Source organism: Pseudomonas sp. Q2-TVG4-2 (assembly GCF_013620795.1).
In the GTDB taxonomy this organism is placed as follows: domain Bacteria; phylum Pseudomonadota; class Gammaproteobacteria; order Pseudomonadales; family Pseudomonadaceae; genus Stutzerimonas.
Genome location: NZ_LGLW01000001.1, coordinates 420,047 through 438,060, shown reverse-complemented (window position 1 = coordinate 438,060; position 18,014 = coordinate 420,047). Strand labels below are relative to the sequence as shown.

18 protein-coding genes and 1 pseudogene are annotated in these 18,014 nt (G+C 60.4%); 14 read left to right on the top strand and 5 right to left on the bottom strand.

Annotation, left to right across the window (positions count from 1 at the left end):
* Positions 1–127 precede the first annotated feature (127 nt).
* The 6 genes from tilS to ispD all read left to right on the top strand — a co-directional run bounded on the left by tilS (position 128) and on the right by ispD (position 6,553).
* Positions 128–1,459, top strand: a complete 1,332-nt coding sequence (gene tilS, locus H3028_RS02195) for a tRNA lysidine(34) synthetase TilS (protein WP_181295408.1) — start codon at positions 128–130, stop codon at positions 1,457–1,459.
* A gap of 140 nt (positions 1,460–1,599) precedes the next feature.
* Positions 1,600–3,231, top strand: coding sequence for a CTP synthase (locus H3028_RS02190; protein ID WP_181295407.1), 1,632 nt, complete (start codon positions 1,600–1,602; stop codon positions 3,229–3,231).
* Complete coding sequence (gene kdsA, locus H3028_RS02185) at positions 3,228–4,073, top strand: 3-deoxy-8-phosphooctulonate synthase (RefSeq protein ID WP_181295406.1); 846 nt, start codon at positions 3,228–3,230, stop codon at positions 4,071–4,073. Before H3028_RS02190 ends, kdsA begins: the two co-directional genes overlap by 4 nt.
* A gap of 33 nt (positions 4,074–4,106) precedes the next feature.
* Positions 4,107–5,396 (top strand): phosphopyruvate hydratase, encoded by a 1,290-nt coding sequence (gene eno / locus H3028_RS02180; protein WP_181295405.1) that lies wholly within the window; start codon positions 4,107–4,109, stop codon positions 5,394–5,396.
* Between the two features lie 177 nt (positions 5,397–5,573).
* Positions 5,574–5,852, top strand: coding sequence for a cell division protein FtsB (ftsB, locus tag H3028_RS02175; protein WP_045161323.1), 279 nt, complete (start codon positions 5,574–5,576; stop codon positions 5,850–5,852).
* 8 nt (positions 5,853–5,860) lie between these two features.
* Entirely contained in the window at positions 5,861–6,553 is a 693-nt protein-coding gene (ispD, locus tag H3028_RS02170) for a 2-C-methyl-D-erythritol 4-phosphate cytidylyltransferase (protein ID WP_181295404.1), read from the top strand.
* Between the two features lie 79 nt (positions 6,554–6,632).
* Here the strand turns inward: ispD and H3028_RS02165 are convergent, their stop codons facing one another.
* The 3 genes and pseudogenes from H3028_RS02165 to H3028_RS02155 form a co-directional block, all read right to left on the bottom strand.
* Positions 6,633–7,799 (bottom strand): hypothetical protein, encoded by a 1,167-nt coding sequence (locus tag H3028_RS02165; protein WP_181295403.1) that lies wholly within the window; start codon positions 7,797–7,799, stop codon positions 6,633–6,635.
* 92 nt (positions 7,800–7,891) lie between these two features.
* Positions 7,892–8,194 (bottom strand): annotated as a pseudogene (hpf, locus tag H3028_RS02160) (ribosome hibernation-promoting factor, HPF/YfiA family); the annotation flags it as partial.
* Positions 8,195–8,327: 133 nt separating this feature from the next.
* Positions 8,328–9,227 carry a LysR family transcriptional regulator gene (locus H3028_RS02155; protein ID WP_181295402.1) on the bottom strand — a complete coding sequence of 300 codons (900 nt, stop codon included), beginning with the start codon at positions 9,225–9,227 and terminating at the stop codon, positions 8,328–8,330.
* A 150-nt stretch (positions 9,228–9,377) separates the two neighbouring features.
* On the opposite strand from H3028_RS02155, the gene H3028_RS02150 reads away from it, so the two are divergent.
* Positions 9,378–10,493 (top strand): S-(hydroxymethyl)glutathione dehydrogenase/class III alcohol dehydrogenase, encoded by a 1,116-nt coding sequence (locus H3028_RS02150; protein WP_168423060.1) that lies wholly within the window; start codon positions 9,378–9,380, stop codon positions 10,491–10,493.
* Between the two features lie 87 nt (positions 10,494–10,580).
* Positions 10,581–11,426, top strand: a complete 846-nt coding sequence (gene fghA / locus H3028_RS02145) for an S-formylglutathione hydrolase (RefSeq protein WP_181295401.1) — start codon at positions 10,581–10,583, stop codon at positions 11,424–11,426.
* A gap of 214 nt (positions 11,427–11,640) precedes the next feature.
* Here the strand turns inward: fghA and H3028_RS02140 are convergent, their stop codons facing one another.
* On the bottom strand, positions 11,641–12,690 hold the full coding sequence (locus H3028_RS02140) for an alkene reductase (RefSeq protein ID WP_181295400.1): 1,050 nt from the start codon (positions 12,688–12,690) through the stop codon (positions 11,641–11,643).
* A gap of 40 nt (positions 12,691–12,730) precedes the next feature.
* Positions 12,731–13,033 carry a helix-turn-helix transcriptional regulator gene (locus H3028_RS02135; protein WP_181295399.1) on the bottom strand — a complete coding sequence of 101 codons (303 nt, stop codon included), beginning with the start codon at positions 13,031–13,033 and terminating at the stop codon, positions 12,731–12,733.
* Positions 13,034–13,223: 190 nt separating this feature from the next.
* On the opposite strand from H3028_RS02135, the gene ispF reads away from it, so the two are divergent.
* Genes ispF through H3028_RS02105 form a run of 6 tightly spaced genes read left to right on the top strand, consistent with a single transcriptional unit; the run spans position 13,224 to position 17,985 of the window.
* The gene (gene ispF / locus H3028_RS02130) at positions 13,224–13,697 is read left to right on the top strand and encodes a 2-C-methyl-D-erythritol 2,4-cyclodiphosphate synthase (RefSeq protein WP_181295955.1); all 474 of its coding nucleotides are present in this window, start codon (positions 13,224–13,226) and stop codon (positions 13,695–13,697) included.
* Positions 13,694–14,734 carry a tRNA pseudouridine(13) synthase TruD gene (gene truD / locus H3028_RS02125; RefSeq protein WP_181295398.1) on the top strand — a complete coding sequence of 347 codons (1,041 nt, stop codon included), beginning with the start codon at positions 13,694–13,696 and terminating at the stop codon, positions 14,732–14,734. Before ispF ends, truD begins: the two co-directional genes overlap by 4 nt.
* A complete protein-coding gene (gene surE / locus H3028_RS02120) occupies positions 14,734–15,483 on the top strand; it encodes a 5'/3'-nucleotidase SurE (protein WP_181295397.1) in 750 nt (249 codons plus the stop codon). The genes truD and surE overlap by 1 nt, the downstream gene beginning before the upstream one ends.
* A gap of 41 nt (positions 15,484–15,524) precedes the next feature.
* Complete coding sequence (locus H3028_RS02115) at positions 15,525–16,160, top strand: protein-L-isoaspartate(D-aspartate) O-methyltransferase (protein ID WP_168423201.1); 636 nt, start codon at positions 15,525–15,527, stop codon at positions 16,158–16,160.
* Positions 16,161–16,177: 17 nt separating this feature from the next.
* Positions 16,178–17,113, top strand: a complete 936-nt coding sequence (locus H3028_RS02110) for a DUF368 domain-containing protein (protein WP_181295396.1) — start codon at positions 16,178–16,180, stop codon at positions 17,111–17,113.
* A 56-nt stretch (positions 17,114–17,169) separates the two neighbouring features.
* Positions 17,170–17,985, top strand: a complete 816-nt coding sequence (locus H3028_RS02105; RefSeq protein ID WP_309109523.1) for a peptidoglycan DD-metalloendopeptidase family protein — start codon at positions 17,170–17,172, stop codon at positions 17,983–17,985.
* Positions 17,986–18,014: the final 29 nt, after the last annotated feature.

Below are 18,014 nucleotides of genomic sequence, written 5' to 3'. Positions count from 1 at the left end.
CCCGCCGTTTTTTGTGCCTGTCGAAAAGGCTTTTGGCGCGTAGGCGCCGGGCGTGCCGCGTGCGAGTGGCTAACGTCAGGGCTTTACGGTTTATGCTGTATTCCTATATCTGCAGAGCTGCTACCCCATGCCCCTCGAGTCCCGTCTGCTTGATGCGCTGCAACCCTGGCGTACTGCGCCGCGTTGGCACGTGGCGTTTTCGGGGGGGCTCGACTCGACCGTATTGCTGCTTCTGTTGGCGCGCTTGTCGGCTCGCGAACAACTTCCACCGATAAGCGCGATTCACGTGCATCACGGGCTGCAGTCAGTGGCCGATGATTGGCCGGCGCATTGTCGGTCTGTCTGCGAACGGCTGGGTGTAGAGCTGCAAGTTGTGCACGTTCAGGTCGAGCCCGGGCCGAGCCTCGAAAGTGCCGCCCGAGAGGCGCGCTATGCGGCCTTCAGCGAGCGTTTGAACCCCGCCGAGGTGTTGCTTGTTGCTCAGCATCGGGATGATCAGGCCGAAACCTTGCTGTTTCGTCTGCTGCGTGGCGCCGGCGTGCGCGGGCTTGCCGGTATACCTGCAGTCCGAGCACTGGGTGAGGGCTGGCTGGTTCGGCCATTGCTGACTACCGGGCGTGATGAACTCGACGCGTGTGCGCGAGAGCAGGGGTTCGTTTGGATCGACGATCCGAGCAATCAATGTACCGATCATGCGCGAAACTACCTTCGCCATCGGGTCATGCCGGTGTTGCACCAGCGGTGGCCACGAGCCTCGAGCAGCATGGCGCGAGCCGCTGAACATCTGGGCGAGGCGCAGCAATTGCTGAATGAATTGGCCGAGATCGATCTGCGGGAAATTCGAATTCGAATTCGAATTCGAGGTCGGCATCAATGGCTGCCGATACCGAGCCTCTCGCTGGTTGCACTGAAGGCGCTCAGTCCCGCCCGCCAGCGCAATGTATTGCGACATTGGTTGGCGGGTTTGACGGCGCTTCCTGATAGCGATCACTGGGCCGGTTGGGATGCGCTGCGCGACGCCGCTTCGGATGCCGCTCCGATTTGGCGGTTGGCTACCGGCGAGCTGCATCGCGGGGATGAAAGCATCTGGTGGCTTTCCGGGCCCTGGCTGATTGCCCCTGAAGCGCCGATCGATTGGCTGAGGCCGGATATCGAGTTGCAGCTACCGGATAATGGCAGCCTGCGTTTGCTGGGCTATGACCGTGAGGGCTCGTTGCAGGTGCGTTACCGCCAGGGCGGCGAGCTGTTGAGATTGCCGGGGCGAGGACGCCGCGACCTCAAGCGATTGCTCAACGAGGCCGGAGTGCCGGGGTTCGTTCGCTCCCGTCTGCCGTTGCTCTTTTATGATGGTGAACTGGTGGCTGTGGCCAATCTACCTCAGCTGAATGTCCAGGCATTTTCGCTTATCTGGACGCCGCCGACCGACGCCAAGTTTGAGCTGATGGGGTCTTTCAAGTAGACTACGCTCCCGTCCCAATACAGCTTCTGCGGCTTTCTTCGAAAACCGTGGCAGTTGCGCTATTGCCGCCCCAGGCGCAATGGCACCTTCGCTTTTCCCCGGCGGCGCTGACCGCTTAACGCAGACTTCTAGGGTTTTTCATGACGCGCTACATCTTCGTCACGGGTGGTGTTGTTTCTTCATTGGGGAAAGGCATCGCCTCGGCTTCATTGGCGGCCATCCTGGAGGCGCGGGGCCTGAAGGTCACGATGCTCAAGCTGGACCCTTATATCAACGTCGATCCGGGCACGATGAGCCCGTTCCAGCATGGTGAGGTGTTCGTCACCCATGACGGCGCCGAGACCGATCTCGATTTGGGCCATTACGAGCGTTTCATCCGCACACGTATGACCCAGAACAACAATTTCACCACCGGTCGTGTCTACGAGGACGTGCTGCGTCGCGAGCGACGTGGCGATTACCTGGGGGCGACCATTCAGGTCATTCCGCACATTACCGATGAGATCAAGCGCCGGATCATCAAGGGCGCCGGCGATGCCGACGTGGCGCTGGTGGAAGTGGGCGGTACCGTTGGCGATATCGAGTCGCAACCCTTCCTCGAGGCGATTCGCCAGCTGCGGGTGGAAGTGGGCGCCAAGCGCGCCATGCTGATGCATCTTACTCTGGTGCCCTACATCGCCACCGCCGGCGAGACCAAGACCAAGCCGACCCAGCATTCGGTGAAGGAGCTGCGCTCCATCGGCCTGCAGCCCGATGTGCTGGTATGCCGCTCCGATCGGTCAATCGATGTATCCTCGCGGCGCAAGATCGCGCTGTTCACAAACGTTGAAGAGCGGGCAGTGATCAGTCTGCCGGATGCCGATACCATCTACAAGATCCCCGGCATTCTGCATGCGCAAGGGCTGGACGATTATGTTGTCGAGCGATTCGGACTGGAATGTGGCGGTGCCGATCTTTCCGAGTGGGATCGGGTGGTCGACGCCAAGCTGAATCCCGAGAAAGAAGTCAACATCGCCATGGTCGGTAAGTACATGGAACTTCTGGATGCCTATAAATCTCTGATCGAGGCAATGAGCCACGCTGGCATCCAGAGCCGTACCAAAGTGAACCTCCGCTATATCGACTCCGAAGACATCGAAAACCAGGGGACCGGCCTGCTGGAAGGCATGGACGCGATCCTGGTTCCTGGTGGTTTCGGACTGCGCGGCGTGGAGGGCAAGATTGCGACCGTCAAGTACGCCCGCGAACACAAGATCCCTTATCTGGGCATCTGCCTCGGCATGCAGGTTGCGGTGATCGAGTTCGCCCGTGATGTGCTCGGCTGGACGGATGCCAACTCCACCGAGTTCGACAAAGACAGCACCCATCCGGTCGTCGGTCTGATCACCGAGTGGGCGGATGCCGCCGGTACCGTTGAAACCCGTACCGATACCTCCGATCTAGGCGGCACCATGCGTCTCGGTGCTCAGGAGTGTGGACTCGAGGTGAACTCCAACGTATTTGCTTGTTACGGCAAGGAGCGCATCGTCGAGCGTCACCGCCATCGTTATGAAGTGAACAACAACCTATTGCCACAGTTGCAGGCCGCTGGCCTGAAGATTACTGGTCGCTCCGGCGATGGCGCACTGGTTGAAGTAGTCGAGGCGCCGGATCATCCGTGGTTCGTGGCTTGTCAGTTCCATCCCGAATTCACCTCCACTCCGCGCGACGGGCATCCGCTGTTCAGCGGTTTCGTCAAGGCGGCCCTGGATCACAAGGCGAGCAAGGCATGAGCCAGAAGACCATCCGCGTCGGCAATATCGAGATCGCCAACGACAAGCCGTTCGTGCTCTTTGGCGGCATGAACGTGCTGGAATCCCGCGACCTCGCGATGCAAATCTGCGAAACCTATGTGAAGGTCACCGAGAAGCTCGGCATCCCGTACATCTTCAAGGCCAGTTTCGACAAGGCCAATCGCTCCTCGGTCAACTCCTTCCGCGGCCCTGGCCTGGAAGAGGGCATGCGTATCTTCGAAGAGGTGAAGAAGACCTTTGGCGTGCCAGTGATCACGGACGTGCACGAACCCTATCAGGCGCAGCCGGTCGCCGAAGTCTGCGACATCATTCAGCTGCCGGCTTTCCTGTCGCGCCAGACCGATCTGGTGGTGGCCATGGCCAAGACCGGTGCGGTGATCAACATCAAGAAAGCCCAGTTCCTCGCACCGCAGGAAATGAAGCATATCCTCGCCAAGTGCGAAGAAGCCGGCAACGATCAGCTGATTCTTTGCGAGCGCGGTTCATCCTTCGGCTACAACAATCTGGTTGTCGACATGCTCGGCTTCGACATCATGAAGCGCATGCAATACCCGGTGATCTTCGACGTTACTCATGCGCTGCAGATGCCTGGTGGTCGTGCCGATTCGGCTGGCGGTCGCCGCGCTCAGGTCACAGACTTGGCCAAGGCCGGCCTCAGTCAGGGACTAGCGGGGCTGTTCCTCGAAGCACACCCTGATCCGGACAACGCCAAGTGCGATGGCCCTTGCGCCTTGCGTCTGGACAAGCTCGAACCTTTCCTCACCCAGCTCAAGCAGCTGGATGACCTGATCAAGAATTTTTCGCCAATCGAAACTGCTTGAAGCCTTGAAGCTATCTACGGAGTGTTAATAAAAATGGCAAAGATCGTCGACATCAAAGGGCGTGAGGTTCTGGATTCCCGTGGCAACCCCACCGTGGAAGCGGACGTTATCCTGGATAACGGCATCATCGGCAGCGCCTGCGCGCCGTCCGGTGCTTCCACCGGTTCCCGCGAGGCGCTGGAACTGCGCGATGGCGACAAGAGCCGTTACATGGGCAAGGGTGTGCTGAAAGCTGTCAGCAACATCAACGGCCCGATCCGTGATTTGCTGCTGGGCAAAGACCCGCTGGATCAGAAGGCGCTGGACCGCGCCATGATCGAGCTGGATGGCACCGAAAACAAGGCTTCGCTCGGCGCCAATGCGATTCTCGCCGTGTCCCTGGCGGCTGCCAAAGCCGCCGCACAGGATCAGGATCTGCCGCTGTACGCGCACATCGCCAACCTCAACGGCACGCCCGGTCAGTACTCCATGCCAGTACCGATGATGAATATCATCAATGGCGGCGAGCACGCCGACAACAACGTCGACATCCAGGAGTTCATGGTGCAGCCGGTCGGCGCAAAGACGTTCGCCGATGCCCTGCGCATGGGCGCCGAGATCTTTCATCACCTTAAGGCTGTGCTTAAGGCGCGTGGCCTGAGCACCTCGGTGGGTGACGAAGGTGGTTTCGCACCGAACCTGGCATCCAACGAAGACGCCTTGGCGGCCATTGCTGAAGCCGTGGCCAATGCTGGCTACAAGCTCGGCGCCGACGTCACCCTGGCACTCGATTGCGCCTCCAGCGAATTCTTCGAGAACGGCAAGTACGATCTGGCCGGCGAAGGCAAAGTGTTCGATGCCGCCGGTTTTGCCGATTACCTGGCCGGGTTGTCCGAGCGCTACCCGATCATTTCCATCGAAGACGGCATGGACGAGTCTGACTGGGACGGTTGGAAGGTCCTGACCGACAAGATCGGCAGCAAGGTTCAGCTGGTTGGCGATGACCTGTTCGTGACCAACACCAAGATTCTCAAAGAAGGTATCGAAAAGGGCATCGGTAACTCGATCCTGATCAAGTTCAATCAGATCGGTTCGCTGACCGAAACTCTGGAAGCCATCCAGATGGCCAAGGCGGCTGGCTACACGGCGGTGATTTCGCACCGTTCCGGCGAAACCGAAGACAACACCATCGCAGACCTGGCGGTCGGTACCGCCGCAGGCCAGATCAAGACCGGCTCGCTGTGCCGCTCGGATCGCGTCTCCAAGTACAACCAGCTGCTGCGCATCGAAGAGCAGCTCGGCGGGAAAGCAGCCTACAACGGCCGTGCCGAGTTTCGCGGCTGATACCAGGCATGCTAGAAAGGGGCGGCGGTAGTCGCCCTTTTTTGTGGATAAGGGTCGGCGCTGTTAAGGTCGCCGCAGATATCCGGCGAATCAGCCAGCAGGGGAAACCGAAGCATGTCGCTGATCGCCGCGTATACGCCTTCAATAGAAACCAACCGAATTCGCTTCATGCCTTCCATGCGCAGTCCTCACTGGTTGTTCGTCGTTCTGATCCTGCTGTTGGGTGGCCTGCAGTATCGCCTGTGGGTGGGCGAGGGAAGTCTCGCTCAGGTCAGTGGGTTGAACAAACAGATCGCTGAACAACAGGGCGAAAATCAACGCCTTCTCGAGCGCAACCGGATTCTCGAAGCCGAAGTCATGGAGCTCAAGCAGGGCATGGAAACCGTCGAAGAACGTGCTCGTCACGAGCTCGGTATGGTCAAAGAGGGCGAGACTCTCTACCAGCTTACCGAGTGAAGGTGGCTATGCTTCCTTCATTCTGGGTGGTCATTCCGGCTGCTGGTATCGGCAGTCGTATGCAGGCCGATCGACCCAAGCAGTACCTGCTTCTAGCCGGCAAAACCATCATCGAACATACCCTCGACTGCTTTCTCGATCACGCCGGGCTACGGGGGCTAGTGGTTAGCCTGGCCGCTGGAGATCCTTACTGGCGAAAATTGGGTTGCGCCAACGACCCGCGTGTTCGGCGTGCCGATGGCGGTGCCGAGCGCGCCGATTCGGTGCTCGCTGGGCTGATCCGGCTATCAGAACTTGGGGCGGGGAAAGACGATTGGGTGTTGGTGCATGATGCGGCGCGGCCCAATCTTTCGCGCGCAGACCTAGACAATCTATTGGTCAAGCTGATGGATGATCCGATTGGCGGTCTGCTCGCAGCGCCTGCTCGGGACACCCTCAAACGAGCTGATCCTGAGGGTCGCGTTCAGGAAACCATCGATCGCAGTGTGATCTGGCAGGCATTCACTCCGCAGATGTTTCGTCTCGAAGCCTTGCGCGATGCGCTTGCTGGCGCGCTCGCGGCGGGCGCGGCTATCACCGATGAAGCGTCGGCAATGGAGTGGGCGGGGCAGAGCCCGAGGTTGATAGAGGGGCGTGCGGACAACCTAAAAGTGACTCGCCCGGAAGACTTGCAATGGCTGGAGCAGCGCCGACGTTCCTGACGGCAGACGCTGTGTTGCGTGGCCAGGTACAAGGCGGGAGATCCCGTGCGTTCCTCCCGCCAGGTCGTTACTGGATTGACTAGTAGCGATAGATCGCAGCGGCGCCACTCCGGGTCGGCATACGCTCGGTGGGCACTGAGATTACTTCGCCGCCTTGCTCAAGGGTCCAGATAGTCAATTCATCGAGCAGATCGGGCGTCGTGGCCGAACCGTCGTCGACCGCCAGCGCCTTGCCCTGCTGCTTGTCCGCTACGCCTGGAATCTGCCGCTCGGCCTCTACCAGCAGAGTCGCTACGCGTCCTTCGATTGTGGCCTGGCCGATCTGTTCGAGCTGGTCCGTCGCAAGGCCCTGTCCGCGCGACTCGCCGTACTGGTTGATGAAGCCTTCGAGGCGCTTGATGTAGCGCGGCTGCATGACCATCCAGCTCTTTTCCCGCAGCTCATCGTGGCTGAGCAGCGATGCGTCGTTCTCGATACTCTCCGGTAGGAGAAACTCGTTGTGGCTGAGTTTGCGGAAATGATACTGATGCTCCGGGAGCGCCGCGAGGATCAACGGCAGTCGGGACTTGCGACTATGGTGTTCGAGAATGGCGCGGTCCACCTCCCGGAAGAAGCGCTCGCGATCCCTGTCGATCTCATCCTGCCGGCCCGCGCCACCGCTTTCCACTTGCATCGGATCGCCTCGCTCGCTGGCGCGACTGTAGCCTTGTGGGAATCCGGTCTGGCCTTTTTCGGTCAGCTCGCGACCAAGCGCTTCCTCAACGGTCTTTGGAACGCCCTCGGCGAGCGGCACTTCATCGATGTCGTCACGGTTACCCTCGAACAGGCGAACCGAATCCAGGGTAATCGCGAGGATCTGGTAGCGGTCGGCGGACTGGGCGATACGCAGCAACGGCTTGAGATGCATTCGATCGTTGGCGACCGCGAGTTCCGGCACGCTGCGCTGCAGACGGAACACTTCGAAATAATCGGCGGCGCCGAATACGGCAAGCCCGTCACGGTTGAAATTCCAGAAATCGACGTCGTCGATCAGTGCGTAGAACGGCTTGAGTAGCGTCTTGGCCTGATCGGCACGGCCTTGCTGCTTGAGTGAATCCTCCAGTTCCCGCACCAGATGCTTGAAGCGGATAGGGTCTTGCTGGCGTTCGGGAAAGCTGCGATGGGTCGGCTGGTAGAGCGACAGGCAAGGGGCTTCGCGCTTTGCCAGCAGTTGGGACATGGTTTCACGATCGAGCAATCTGTTCATGCACGGCCTCACTGTAGTCAGTTGATTCGGTCCCTCGTGGTATGGACGGCCTGGTTCGGCAGGTCGTTAGCGGGTCGCTGTCAGTGATGGTTGAGTTTATCCAGCGCATGCGCCAAAGCATGGCTGAGCTTCTCGGCGGCACCGTCGATCGCGAGCGTCAGGGAATCCGCCTTATGGGTCGTTGAGATCGGCTCGTGGCCTTTGACCCTGGCTTCCATCTGACAACGCTTATCCTGAGGGCCGCTTTTTCCGCTGTTCTCGTCGTTGAGATGAACTTCGACCCGGGTCAGCTGATCATCGAAACGCTCCAGCTCGCTCTCCACCGTTGCCTTTACGTGCTCCTCGAGGTTGCTGGTCACGTTGACGCTGTGATTGCTGTTCACCAGAATCTGCATGATGTCCTCCTGATTGTATCGCCGGGTAGCTCCAGGCAAATGGCAAAGGGCACCGGCTACAGGAATATCGACGTGGCCTTCATACGCGGGTTCCACCTGAGTTTGGCAGTCGGACGCGCGGCGCAGCTGCAACTCAATCGCGTTGGCTGTGATACTCGGATCGTTTGGCAAGCCCATCCTTAAGCGCCTGGATCAGAAGACGGACCTTCGGCAGCGGATAGCGGCGTTGCGGATAGACGGCCCAGACTGCCGTATTCGGTGGCTGGTTGGCTTCCAGTAGCGAAACCAGCTCACCTCGGCGAAGCAGCTCCTGCACGTAGTAATCCGGCAGCTGGCAGAGGCCGAAACCACGAAGCGCAGCGTCGAGCACCGCCTGGCCGCTGTTACAGCGCCAGTTGCCGGTGGGTTTGAATGGCTGCTCGCGCCCATCTACCTGAAGCATCCAGGTATCGCCTGTGCCCACCAGGCAGTTATGCCGCGCCAGTTCCGACAGCGTATGCGGTCGCCCGTAGCGCTCGAGGTAAGCCGGCGCCGCGCAAAGATACATGGCACGTGGAGCGATGCGCGTCGCGACCAGGCGTGACTCGCTGAGTCGGCCCAGACGTATCGCCAGATCGTAGCCCTCCTGAACCAGGTCCAGGGTGCGGTTGGAGAGATCTATGTCGACTCGCAGTTGTGGGTGCTGCGCCATGAACTCGTTCACCAGCGGTACGATGAAACGCTCGCCATAGGCGACTGCTGCGGTCATGCGCAGCAGACCGGTTGGCGCAGCGTGCAGATCGCTGATTGCGTGAAAGGCTTCGTCCCGCTCTTCGACGAGGCGCTGGCAGCGGGCCAGAAAGGTATGGCCGGCCTCGGTCAGCGAGACACGTCGCGTAGTGCGGTAGAGCAGGCGGGCCTGTAGGCGCTCTTCGAGCCGCGCCACTTGCCGGCTGACGTGCGAGGAAGAAACCCGCAGCTGCTCGGCTGCGCGCATGAAGTTTCCGCACTCTGCGACGGCGACAAACTCGTCCAGGCCTTCCCAGCGACTCACGATCCGCCTCCTCATGAAAAAGCACGACTCGCCCCATGGCGAAGCACTGCATTATCCCTATGCAGCAACAATGTTTCCACAGAAGGCTTATTAAACCTGTTAGCCAAGCAAACTACACTGCGTGGCACTTCAACGTCACGAGTAAAGCTGATGACTATCAAATCCCGCGCCGCAGTTGCCTTCGCCCCAAACCAGCCCTTGCAGGTCGTAGAAGTGGATGTCGAGCCGCCTAAGGCCGGCGAGGTATTGGTGCGCATCGTCGCCACAGGCGTCTGCCATACCGACGCTTACACGCTTTCCGGTGAAGACTCCGAAGGTGTATTTCCCTGCATTCTTGGTCATGAGGGCGGCGGTATCGTCGAGGCCGTGGGCGAGGGTGTGACTTCGTTGGCCGTTGGCGATCACGTGATCCCCCTGTACACCGCCGAGTGCCGTCAATGCAAATTCTGTAAATCCGGTAAGACCAACCTCTGCAGCTCGGTGCGCGCCACCCAGGGCAAAGGTCTGATGCCGGATGGCACTACACGGTTCTCCTACAAAGGCGAGCCGATCTACCACTACATGGGCACCTCGACCTTTTCCGAATACACCGTACTGCCAGAAGTCTCCGTGGCGAAGATTCCCAAGGAAGCGCCGTTGGACAAGGTCTGTCTGCTGGGTTGCGGCGTGACCACCGGCATCGGTGCGGTGCTTAACACTGCGAAGGTAGAAGAAGGTGCGACCGTGGCGATATTCGGCCTCGGCGGCATCGGTCTGGCGGCGATCATCGGCGCGAAGATGGCCAAGGCGAGCCGGATCATCGCCATCGACATCAACCCGTCCAAGTTCGCCATCGCCGAAGAGCTGGGGGCCACCGACTTCGTTAACCCGAAGGACCATGACAAGCCGATCCAGGAAGTCATCGTCGAGATGACCGATGGTGGTGTGGATTATTCCTTCGAGTGCGTTGGCAATGTTCAGCTGATGCGCGCCGCCCTGGAATGTGCGCACAAGGGTTGGGGCGAGTCGGTGATCATTGGCGTCGCCGGCGCCGGTCAGGAAATCAGCACGCGCCCGTTCCAGCTGGTGACCGGCCGGGTCTGGCGTGGCAGTGCCTTCGGTGGCGTCAAGGGTCGTACCGAATTGCCGAGCTATGTAGAAAAGGCGCAAGCCGGTGAGATTCCGCTGGACACCTTTATCACGCACAACATGGGGCTGGATGAGATTAATCAGGCCTTCGACCTGATGCATGAAGGCAAGAGCATTCGGACCGTCATCCATTTCTGATAACCGCAAACGACACGTTCCAAGCTTCAAGTGGCCAGGCGTTGCTTGCCGCTTGTGGCTTGCGGCTTGGCGCTGCCCGGAGGGCCTATGAGTCTCGAGAATATTTCCTGCCAAAAAAGCTTCGGCGGTTGGCATAAGCGCTATCGACATCGCTCGACCAGTTTGAGCTGCGACATGGTCTTCGCGGTGTATCTGCCGCCCCAGGCCGAGCAGGGCGAGAAACTGCCGGTGCTGTATTGGCTGTCCGGCCTGACCTGTACCGACGAGAACTTCATGCAGAAGGCCGGCGCCCATCGATTGGCCGCCGAGCTAGGCTTGATTATCGTCGCGCCGGATACGAGCCCGCGTGGCCCAGACGTACCCGACGACCCCGGGGCAGCCTATGACTTCGGCCTCGGTGCAGGGTTCTACCTCAACGCCACGCAGGAGCCCTGGGCCCAGCATTACCGCATGCACGACTATGTAGTGGATGAGTTGCCGGCGCTGATCGAGGCGAACTTTCCGGTATCGGACAAGCGAGGCATCAGTGGGCATTCCATGGGTGGGCATGGGGCCCTGGTTTGCGCATTGAGAAACCCCGGACGTTACCAGTCGCTTTCGGCGTTCGCGCCGATCACCAACCCGGCCGACTGCCCTTGGGGTGAAAAGGCCTTCTCCGGTTACCTCGGCGGTGATCGTTCACGCTGGCGAGAGTGGGACGCCTGTTCGCTCCTCGCCAAAGCGGAAGAGAAATTGCCGATCTTGGTAGACCAGGGCGATCGCGACGATTTCATGGCCAATCAGCTTAAGCCTGAAGCGCTCGAGGCGGCCGCCAAGGCCGCAGAGCACCCGCTGACGCTGCGCATTCAGCCTGGCTACGACCACAGCTACTACTTCATCAGCAGCTTCATCGATGATCATCTGCGACACCATGCGCAGGCGTTGAAAGTCTGAAAGCGATGGCCTGTTTATAGGAGCCAGCTCGCTGGGGATGGAGGGGAAACTTCCAGCCATGATCGCCAGCAAGCTGGCGCCTGCGAGAGCGGGTTACGGGTGGTTTTCCGAAGATTACGCACATGACGTCGCATCTGTTGGTGCAAATCCGAGACGGCGGAACGGAAAAAAGGCCCGACCGGAGCTTCCGGTCGGGCCTTTCCATCGCAAGGAGCTAGAGCGATGGATAATCGGTGTAGCCTTCGGCCCCTTTCGCGTAGAACAGTTCAGGCCGAGGCTCGTTGAGCGGCGCGTCCTGGCGTAGGCGCTGGACCAGATCCGGGTTGGCGATGTAGGGGACGCCGAAGGCCACGGCATCGGCCTTGCCTTCCGCCAGCCAGGTGTTGGCCAGGTCCCTGGTGAAGCGTTCATTGGCGATGTAGACGCCGCCGAATATCTGCTTCAGTTGCGGACCGAGGCTGTCTTCGCCTGCCTTCTCGCGCGTGCAGATAAAGGCGATCCCACGCTTGCCCAGTTCACGGGCGACATAGCCAAAGGTCTCAGCCCGGTTTGAATCGCCCATGTCATGGGAATCGGCTCGCGGAGCCAGATGCACCCCAACACGGCCGGCGCCCCAGATGCTGATCGCGGCATCGGTTACTTCCAGCATCAGACGCGCTCGGTTCTCCAGGGAGCCACCGTACTGGTCGGTTCGCTGGTTGGTGCTGTCCTGCAGGAATTGGTCGAGCAGGTAGCCATTGGCACCATGAATCTCGACGCCGTCGAAACCGGCTTCACGTGCATTTTCGGCGCCTTTGCGATAGGCCTCAACGATGCCCGCGATTTCGTCGGTCTCCAGCGCGCGCGGCGTTTCGTAATCCTTCATCGGGCGAACCAGGCTGACGTGTCCGGCTGGCTTGATGGCGCTCGGTGCAACTGGAAGCTGGCCGTCGAGGTAGATCGGATCGGAAATCCGGCCGACATGCCAGAGTTGCAGGACTATCTTGCCGCCCTTGGCATGTACCGCGTCGGTGACCTTCTTCCAGCCCTGAACTTGCTCGGAAGACCAGATGCCGGGCGTGTCCGGATAGCCGACACCCATCGGCGTGACCGAAGTGGCTTCGCTGATGATGAGGCCGGCATCGGCGCGCTGGGCGTAGTACTCAGCGATCAGGTCACCGGGCACGCGGCCGGGTTCGGCGCGGCAGCGGGTCAGCGGGGCCATGATGATGCGGTTGGCCAGTTCGAATTCGCCGATCTTGATTGGGTCAAAAAGTGTTGGCATAGCGATGCTGCTCCTGTTTCAGTAAGGGTCGGTAAGACGCTCAAAGTTGCTCGGCGAGACGAGCCAGAAAGGCTGCGATGACCGGCTCGTTGCGCTTGAAGAAATGCCACTGCCCGACCTTGCGATTGGTGATCAGCCCAGCCCTTTGCAAGGTCGCCAGGTGCGCCGAGACGGTTGATTGCGACAGTCCGGCCCGTTGGTCGATCTGCCCGGCACAAACGCCGCTTTCTAACGAATGGTGCTGCTCGGAAAAATAGCGCTGCGGCTCTTTTAGCCACTGCAGGATTTCCCGGCGCAGGGGATGGGCAAGTGCCTTGATGATGTCGTCGAATTCGTCGGGCATGGGTTCGCCTGCTTCGGTATATCGCGATGGGGCGAACTATATATCGTGATTTTCCGATGCATGATCGAATCGGTTGATGGTGCTCATTACCGGTATCGATCCTTCGAAGAGCATGTTGGCTGCCATCTGGCTTCAACCTGCCGTCGCGTCCTGTAGAATCCCGAGCTGGTCTTTTCAGGGTATTCAGACTATGCGTATCGGCCACGGCTATGACGTGCACCGCTTCGGTGAGGGCGATTTCGTTACCCTCGGCGGGGTGCGGATTCCTCACAGGTTCGGTTTGCTAGCCCATTCGGACGGCGACGTGGTGCTGCATGCGTTGAGCGATGCGCTGCTCGGCGCCGCGGCGCTGGGGGACATTGGCAAGCACTTCCCGGACACCGATCCGCAATTCAAGGGCGCCGACAGTCGGGCGCTGCTGCGGCACGTGCTCAAGCAGGTGCAGGGCAAGGGCTGGAAGGTTGGCAATGTCGACGCCACGATCGTCGCGCAGGCGCCGAAGATGGCTCCCCACATCGAAACGATGCGCGGGCATATTGCTGAAGACCTGCAAGTCGATCTGGATCAGGTCAACGTCAAGGCCACTACTACCGAGAAGCTTGGCTTCACCGGGCGCGAAGAAGGCATCGCCGTGCATGCCGTCGCGCTGCTGGTCAAGATATGACCGAAGATCAGTTGCTTGGTCCCAGGGCTCATGGCGGGCCCTGCGGCACTGCGGTTCTCAAGGCGGTCGCCGAGGATTTCCAGGTCGACGAGGTATTGGACATTCCTTTGTCCGGCACCGGTGAACATCTCTGGCTCTGGGTAGAAAAGCGCAACCTCAATACCGAGGAGGCGGCCCGTCGGATCGCCCGAGCGGCCGGCGTGCCGGCACGGAATATCAGCTATGCCGGCTTGAAGGACCGCCAGGCGCTGACCCGCCAGTGGTTCAGTCTGCACCTGCCTGGCAAGGCTGATCCGCAGTTGGACAGGGCCGAAGACGAAACGCTGAAGATTCTCAGTGCGGGCCGCCATCAGCGCAAGCTGCAGCGCGGTGCCCATTCGGCCAACGGTTTCACCCTGCGCCTGACCGAGCTACGGGCGGATCGAGCAGCGCTGGATGCTCGCCTCGAACGAATCAGGACCCATGGCGTGCCCAACTATTTCGGCCTGCAACGGTTTGGCTTCGAGGGCAGCAATGTCCATGGCGCACGTGAATATGCCGCGCGTCAGGAACTGCCGGTTCAACGCAATCTGCGCTCGCGTTTGCTCTCGGCGGGGCGCAGCTATCTGTTCAACCGGCTCCTGGCCGAGCGAGTTGCTGCGGGTAGCTGGGATCAGGCGCAGGTCGGCGATCTGCTGGCATTCACCGATAGCCGCAGTTTTTTTCCGGCAGGCGAAGCCGAGTGCAACGATCCACGGCTGGCGGTGCTCGATCTGCACCCCACCGGCCCGCTATGGGGCGCTGGGGATTCACCCGCAGCCGGCGTAATACAGGCGTCGGAGACGGCTATCGCCGAAGCGGAACCGTCAATCGCCAAATGGCTCGCAGAAGCCGGCATGAAGCATGAACGGCGCATTCTTCGCCTCCCCATCGGCGGCTTGTCGTGGCATTATCCCGAGCCTGACATTCTGCAACTTGAATTCGTCCTGCCGACCGGATGCTTCGCCACTGCTGTGGTGCGCGAGCTGGTCAGCCTGGCAGGGCAGACGGACATCTGATGCGTATTTTGATCGCCAACGACGACGGGGTGTATGCACCTGGGCTCGCCGCGCTTTATGACGCGCTGGCGGATTACGCCGAGTGCAAGGTAGTTGCCCCAATCCAGGATATGAGCGGCGCTAGCAGTTCGCTGACGCTGGATCGCCCGCTTCATCCTACGACCATGCCGAATGGTTTCATCGGTGTGAACGGTACGCCTACCGATTGCGTTCACCTGGGTATCAATGGGCTGCTCGACGAGGCGCCCGACATGGTGGTTTCCGGCATCAATATGGGCGCCAACCTGGGGGACGACGTGCTGTATTCCGGTACCGTGGCGGCGGCCATCGAGGGGCGCTTCACCGGCAAGCCCGCCTTCGCCTTCTCGTTGGTCTCCCGGCTGCCCGATAATCTGCCGACGGCCGCCTATGTGGCGCGCAAGCTGATTGAGCACCAAGAGACGCTCGACTTGCCGCCTCGCACCGTGCTCAGTGTCAACGTACCCAACCTGCCGTTGGATCACATCCGCGGCATTCAACTGACCCGGCTGGGGCATCGCAGCCGGGCCAAGCCGCCGGTCAAGCAGGCGAACCCGCGGGGCAAAGATGGCTATTGGATTTCGGTGGCCGGTGACGTCGAAGACGGTGGGCCGGGGACCGATTTCCATGCGGTGATGCAGGGCTACGTGTCGATCACTCCATTGCAGCTCGATCGGACCTTCCATGAGGCGTTCAAGGGGCTCGATAACTGGCTGGAGGGTGTGCTGTGAGCCATCGCGGACAAGATGACCTGCTGCGCCATGGCACCGGCATGACTTCGCAGCGCACTCGTGACCGCCTGATCCAGCGGCTGTACGAGGAGGGCCTGTCGGACCCTCGGGTACTTGAAGTCATCAGGCGAACGCCGCGCCATCTCTTCGTCGACGAGGCACTGTCGCATCGCGCCTATGAAGACACCGCGTTGCCCATCGGCCATAACCAGACCATTTCGCAGCCATTCATGGTTGCTCGCATGAGCGAGCTATTGCTGGCCGATGGTCCGCTGGACAAGGTTCTGGAGATCGGCACAGGTTCGGGTTATCAGACCGCCGTGCTGGCACAACTGGTCGAGCGGGTGTTTTCAGTCGAGCGCATCCAGGCGCTGCAGGACCGGGCAAAAGAGCGTCTGGTCGAACTCAGGTTGCGTAATGTGGTCTTTCGCTGGGGTGATGGCTGGGAAGGGTGGCCTGCGTTGGCCCCCTATAACGGCATCATCGTTACCGCGGCGGCAGCCGACGTGCCACAAGCCCTACTCGATCAACTGGCACCCGGCGGGCGGCTGGTAATTCCGGTGGGGGTTGGCGAAGTCCAGCAGCTGATGCTGATCGTTCGTGAGGAAGATGGTTTTTCCCGCCATCTGCTGGATACCGTACGCTTCGTGCCGCTGCTCAATGGACCTGTAGTTTGATCTCAGCGGAAGGAAGCATGAAAAACGCGTTGATGTTGTACGCCAAGGGCATGGCCATGGGCGCAGCGGATGTGGTTCCTGGTGTGTCGGGCGGTACGGTGGCCTTCATCACCGGTATCTACGATGAATTGTTGCGCTCCATCGGCGCTGTGCCGAGCGCGATAGGCCCGTTACTACGCGGCCGTGTGGCCGAGGCGTGGCGCATCGCCAATGCGAATTTCCTGCTGGTTCTGTTTGCTGGCATCCTCACCAGCGTGCTCAGCCTGGCCAAGCTGATCACCTATCTGCTGGAACAGCATCCGATTCCGGTCTGGTCTTTCTTCTTCGGTTTGATCCTGGTTTCCGTGCATCTGGTCGGCAAGGAGATCCAGCGACGCAACCTGTCTCGTCTGGCCAGTCTTTGTCTAGGTATTGGTTTTGCTTATTGGATCACCGTTGCCGCGCCAGTGCAGTGGAGCGCGAGCGGCATCAGCCTGTTCTTTGCCGGAGCCATCGCCATTTGCGCAATGATCCTGCCAGGGATATCCGGCAGCTTTATTCTGGTGCTGCTTGGTTTATACCCGGTCGTCCTCGGGGCCGTTAAGGCATTGGATCTAGGGATCATGCTGACCTTTGCGGCGGGTTGTCTGGTCGGCCTGCTGAGTTTCGCCCGGCTGCTGAGCTGGGTGTTGCGTCGCTGGCGTGATCTGACGCTGGCCTTCCTGACCGGGCTGATGCTGGGTTCGCTGAACAAGGTATGGCCTTGGAAGGAAACCCTGACCTGGCGAATCGATTCGCAAGGTGAACGGGTGCCTCTGATCGAGCAGAACCTGCTGCCCAGTGCCTATGGCGACCTGACAGGACAAGACCCGCAACTGGCGTTGGCCATAGTGCTGGCGATCGCCGGCATCTTCCTTGTGCTCGGACTCGAATGGTTCGCCGGTCGGCGTCAGCCGCTGGCGGAAACGGTCTGAACAGCCTTGCCGATCATAGGGAGCGAGCAGTGAAGCTCACAGCCAGCATACGGTGGATATTCACCTCCTCCGTCCGTTGCGCGCTTGCCGCGACGTTCGCGGGCGCCTTGCTCGCCGGGTGCGCCAGCCCGCCTTCGGGAGGGGTACATGTCGTCGATCGCAACAGTCGCGATCGCGTTACCAGCGGGCAATACATCGTTCGGCGCGGTGACTCCTTGTGGTCGATAGCCTTTCGCTTTGGCTGGGATTGGCGAGACCTGGCGCGGGTCAACAACATCCCGCCGCCACATGTGATCTATCCTGGGCAGACGATTCGCTTTACTCGGCAGGTGCCTGGTGCGATCGCCACCCGCCCGGCGCCACCGCCCGCTGCGCCAGCCAGCACCACACCACCGGTGGTTGCCACGCCAGTGCCCACTCCACCTCCGCTGACCAAGCCCGGCTTACCGGCCCCAAAGGCGCCCACAGCGAAGATCTCGGTCAAGCCGGTGACGCGCTCTGCGAGCGGCTGGGCCTGGCCTGCTGGAGGCGCGGTCATCGGTCGTTTCTCCTCAAACGGCAGTTTGAATAAAGGCATTGATATCGCCGGGGAATTAGGACAGCCTGTTTTAGCTGCTTCTGATGGGGCTGTTGTGTACGCCGGCAGTGGTTTACGGGGTTACGGCGAACTTGTGATCATCAAGCACAGCGATACCTATGTAAGTGCCTACGGCCACAACCGCAGGCTGCTGGTTCAGGAGGGTCAACAAGTCAAAGCTGGGCAGACCATTGCCGAGATGGGATCGACTGGAACCGACCGGGTGAAGCTGCATTTCGAGATTCGCCGCCAAGGCAAGCCTGTTGATCCTATGCAATACCTGCCAAAGCGTTGATTTGCTACTACCTGTTCCGGCACTAGGAG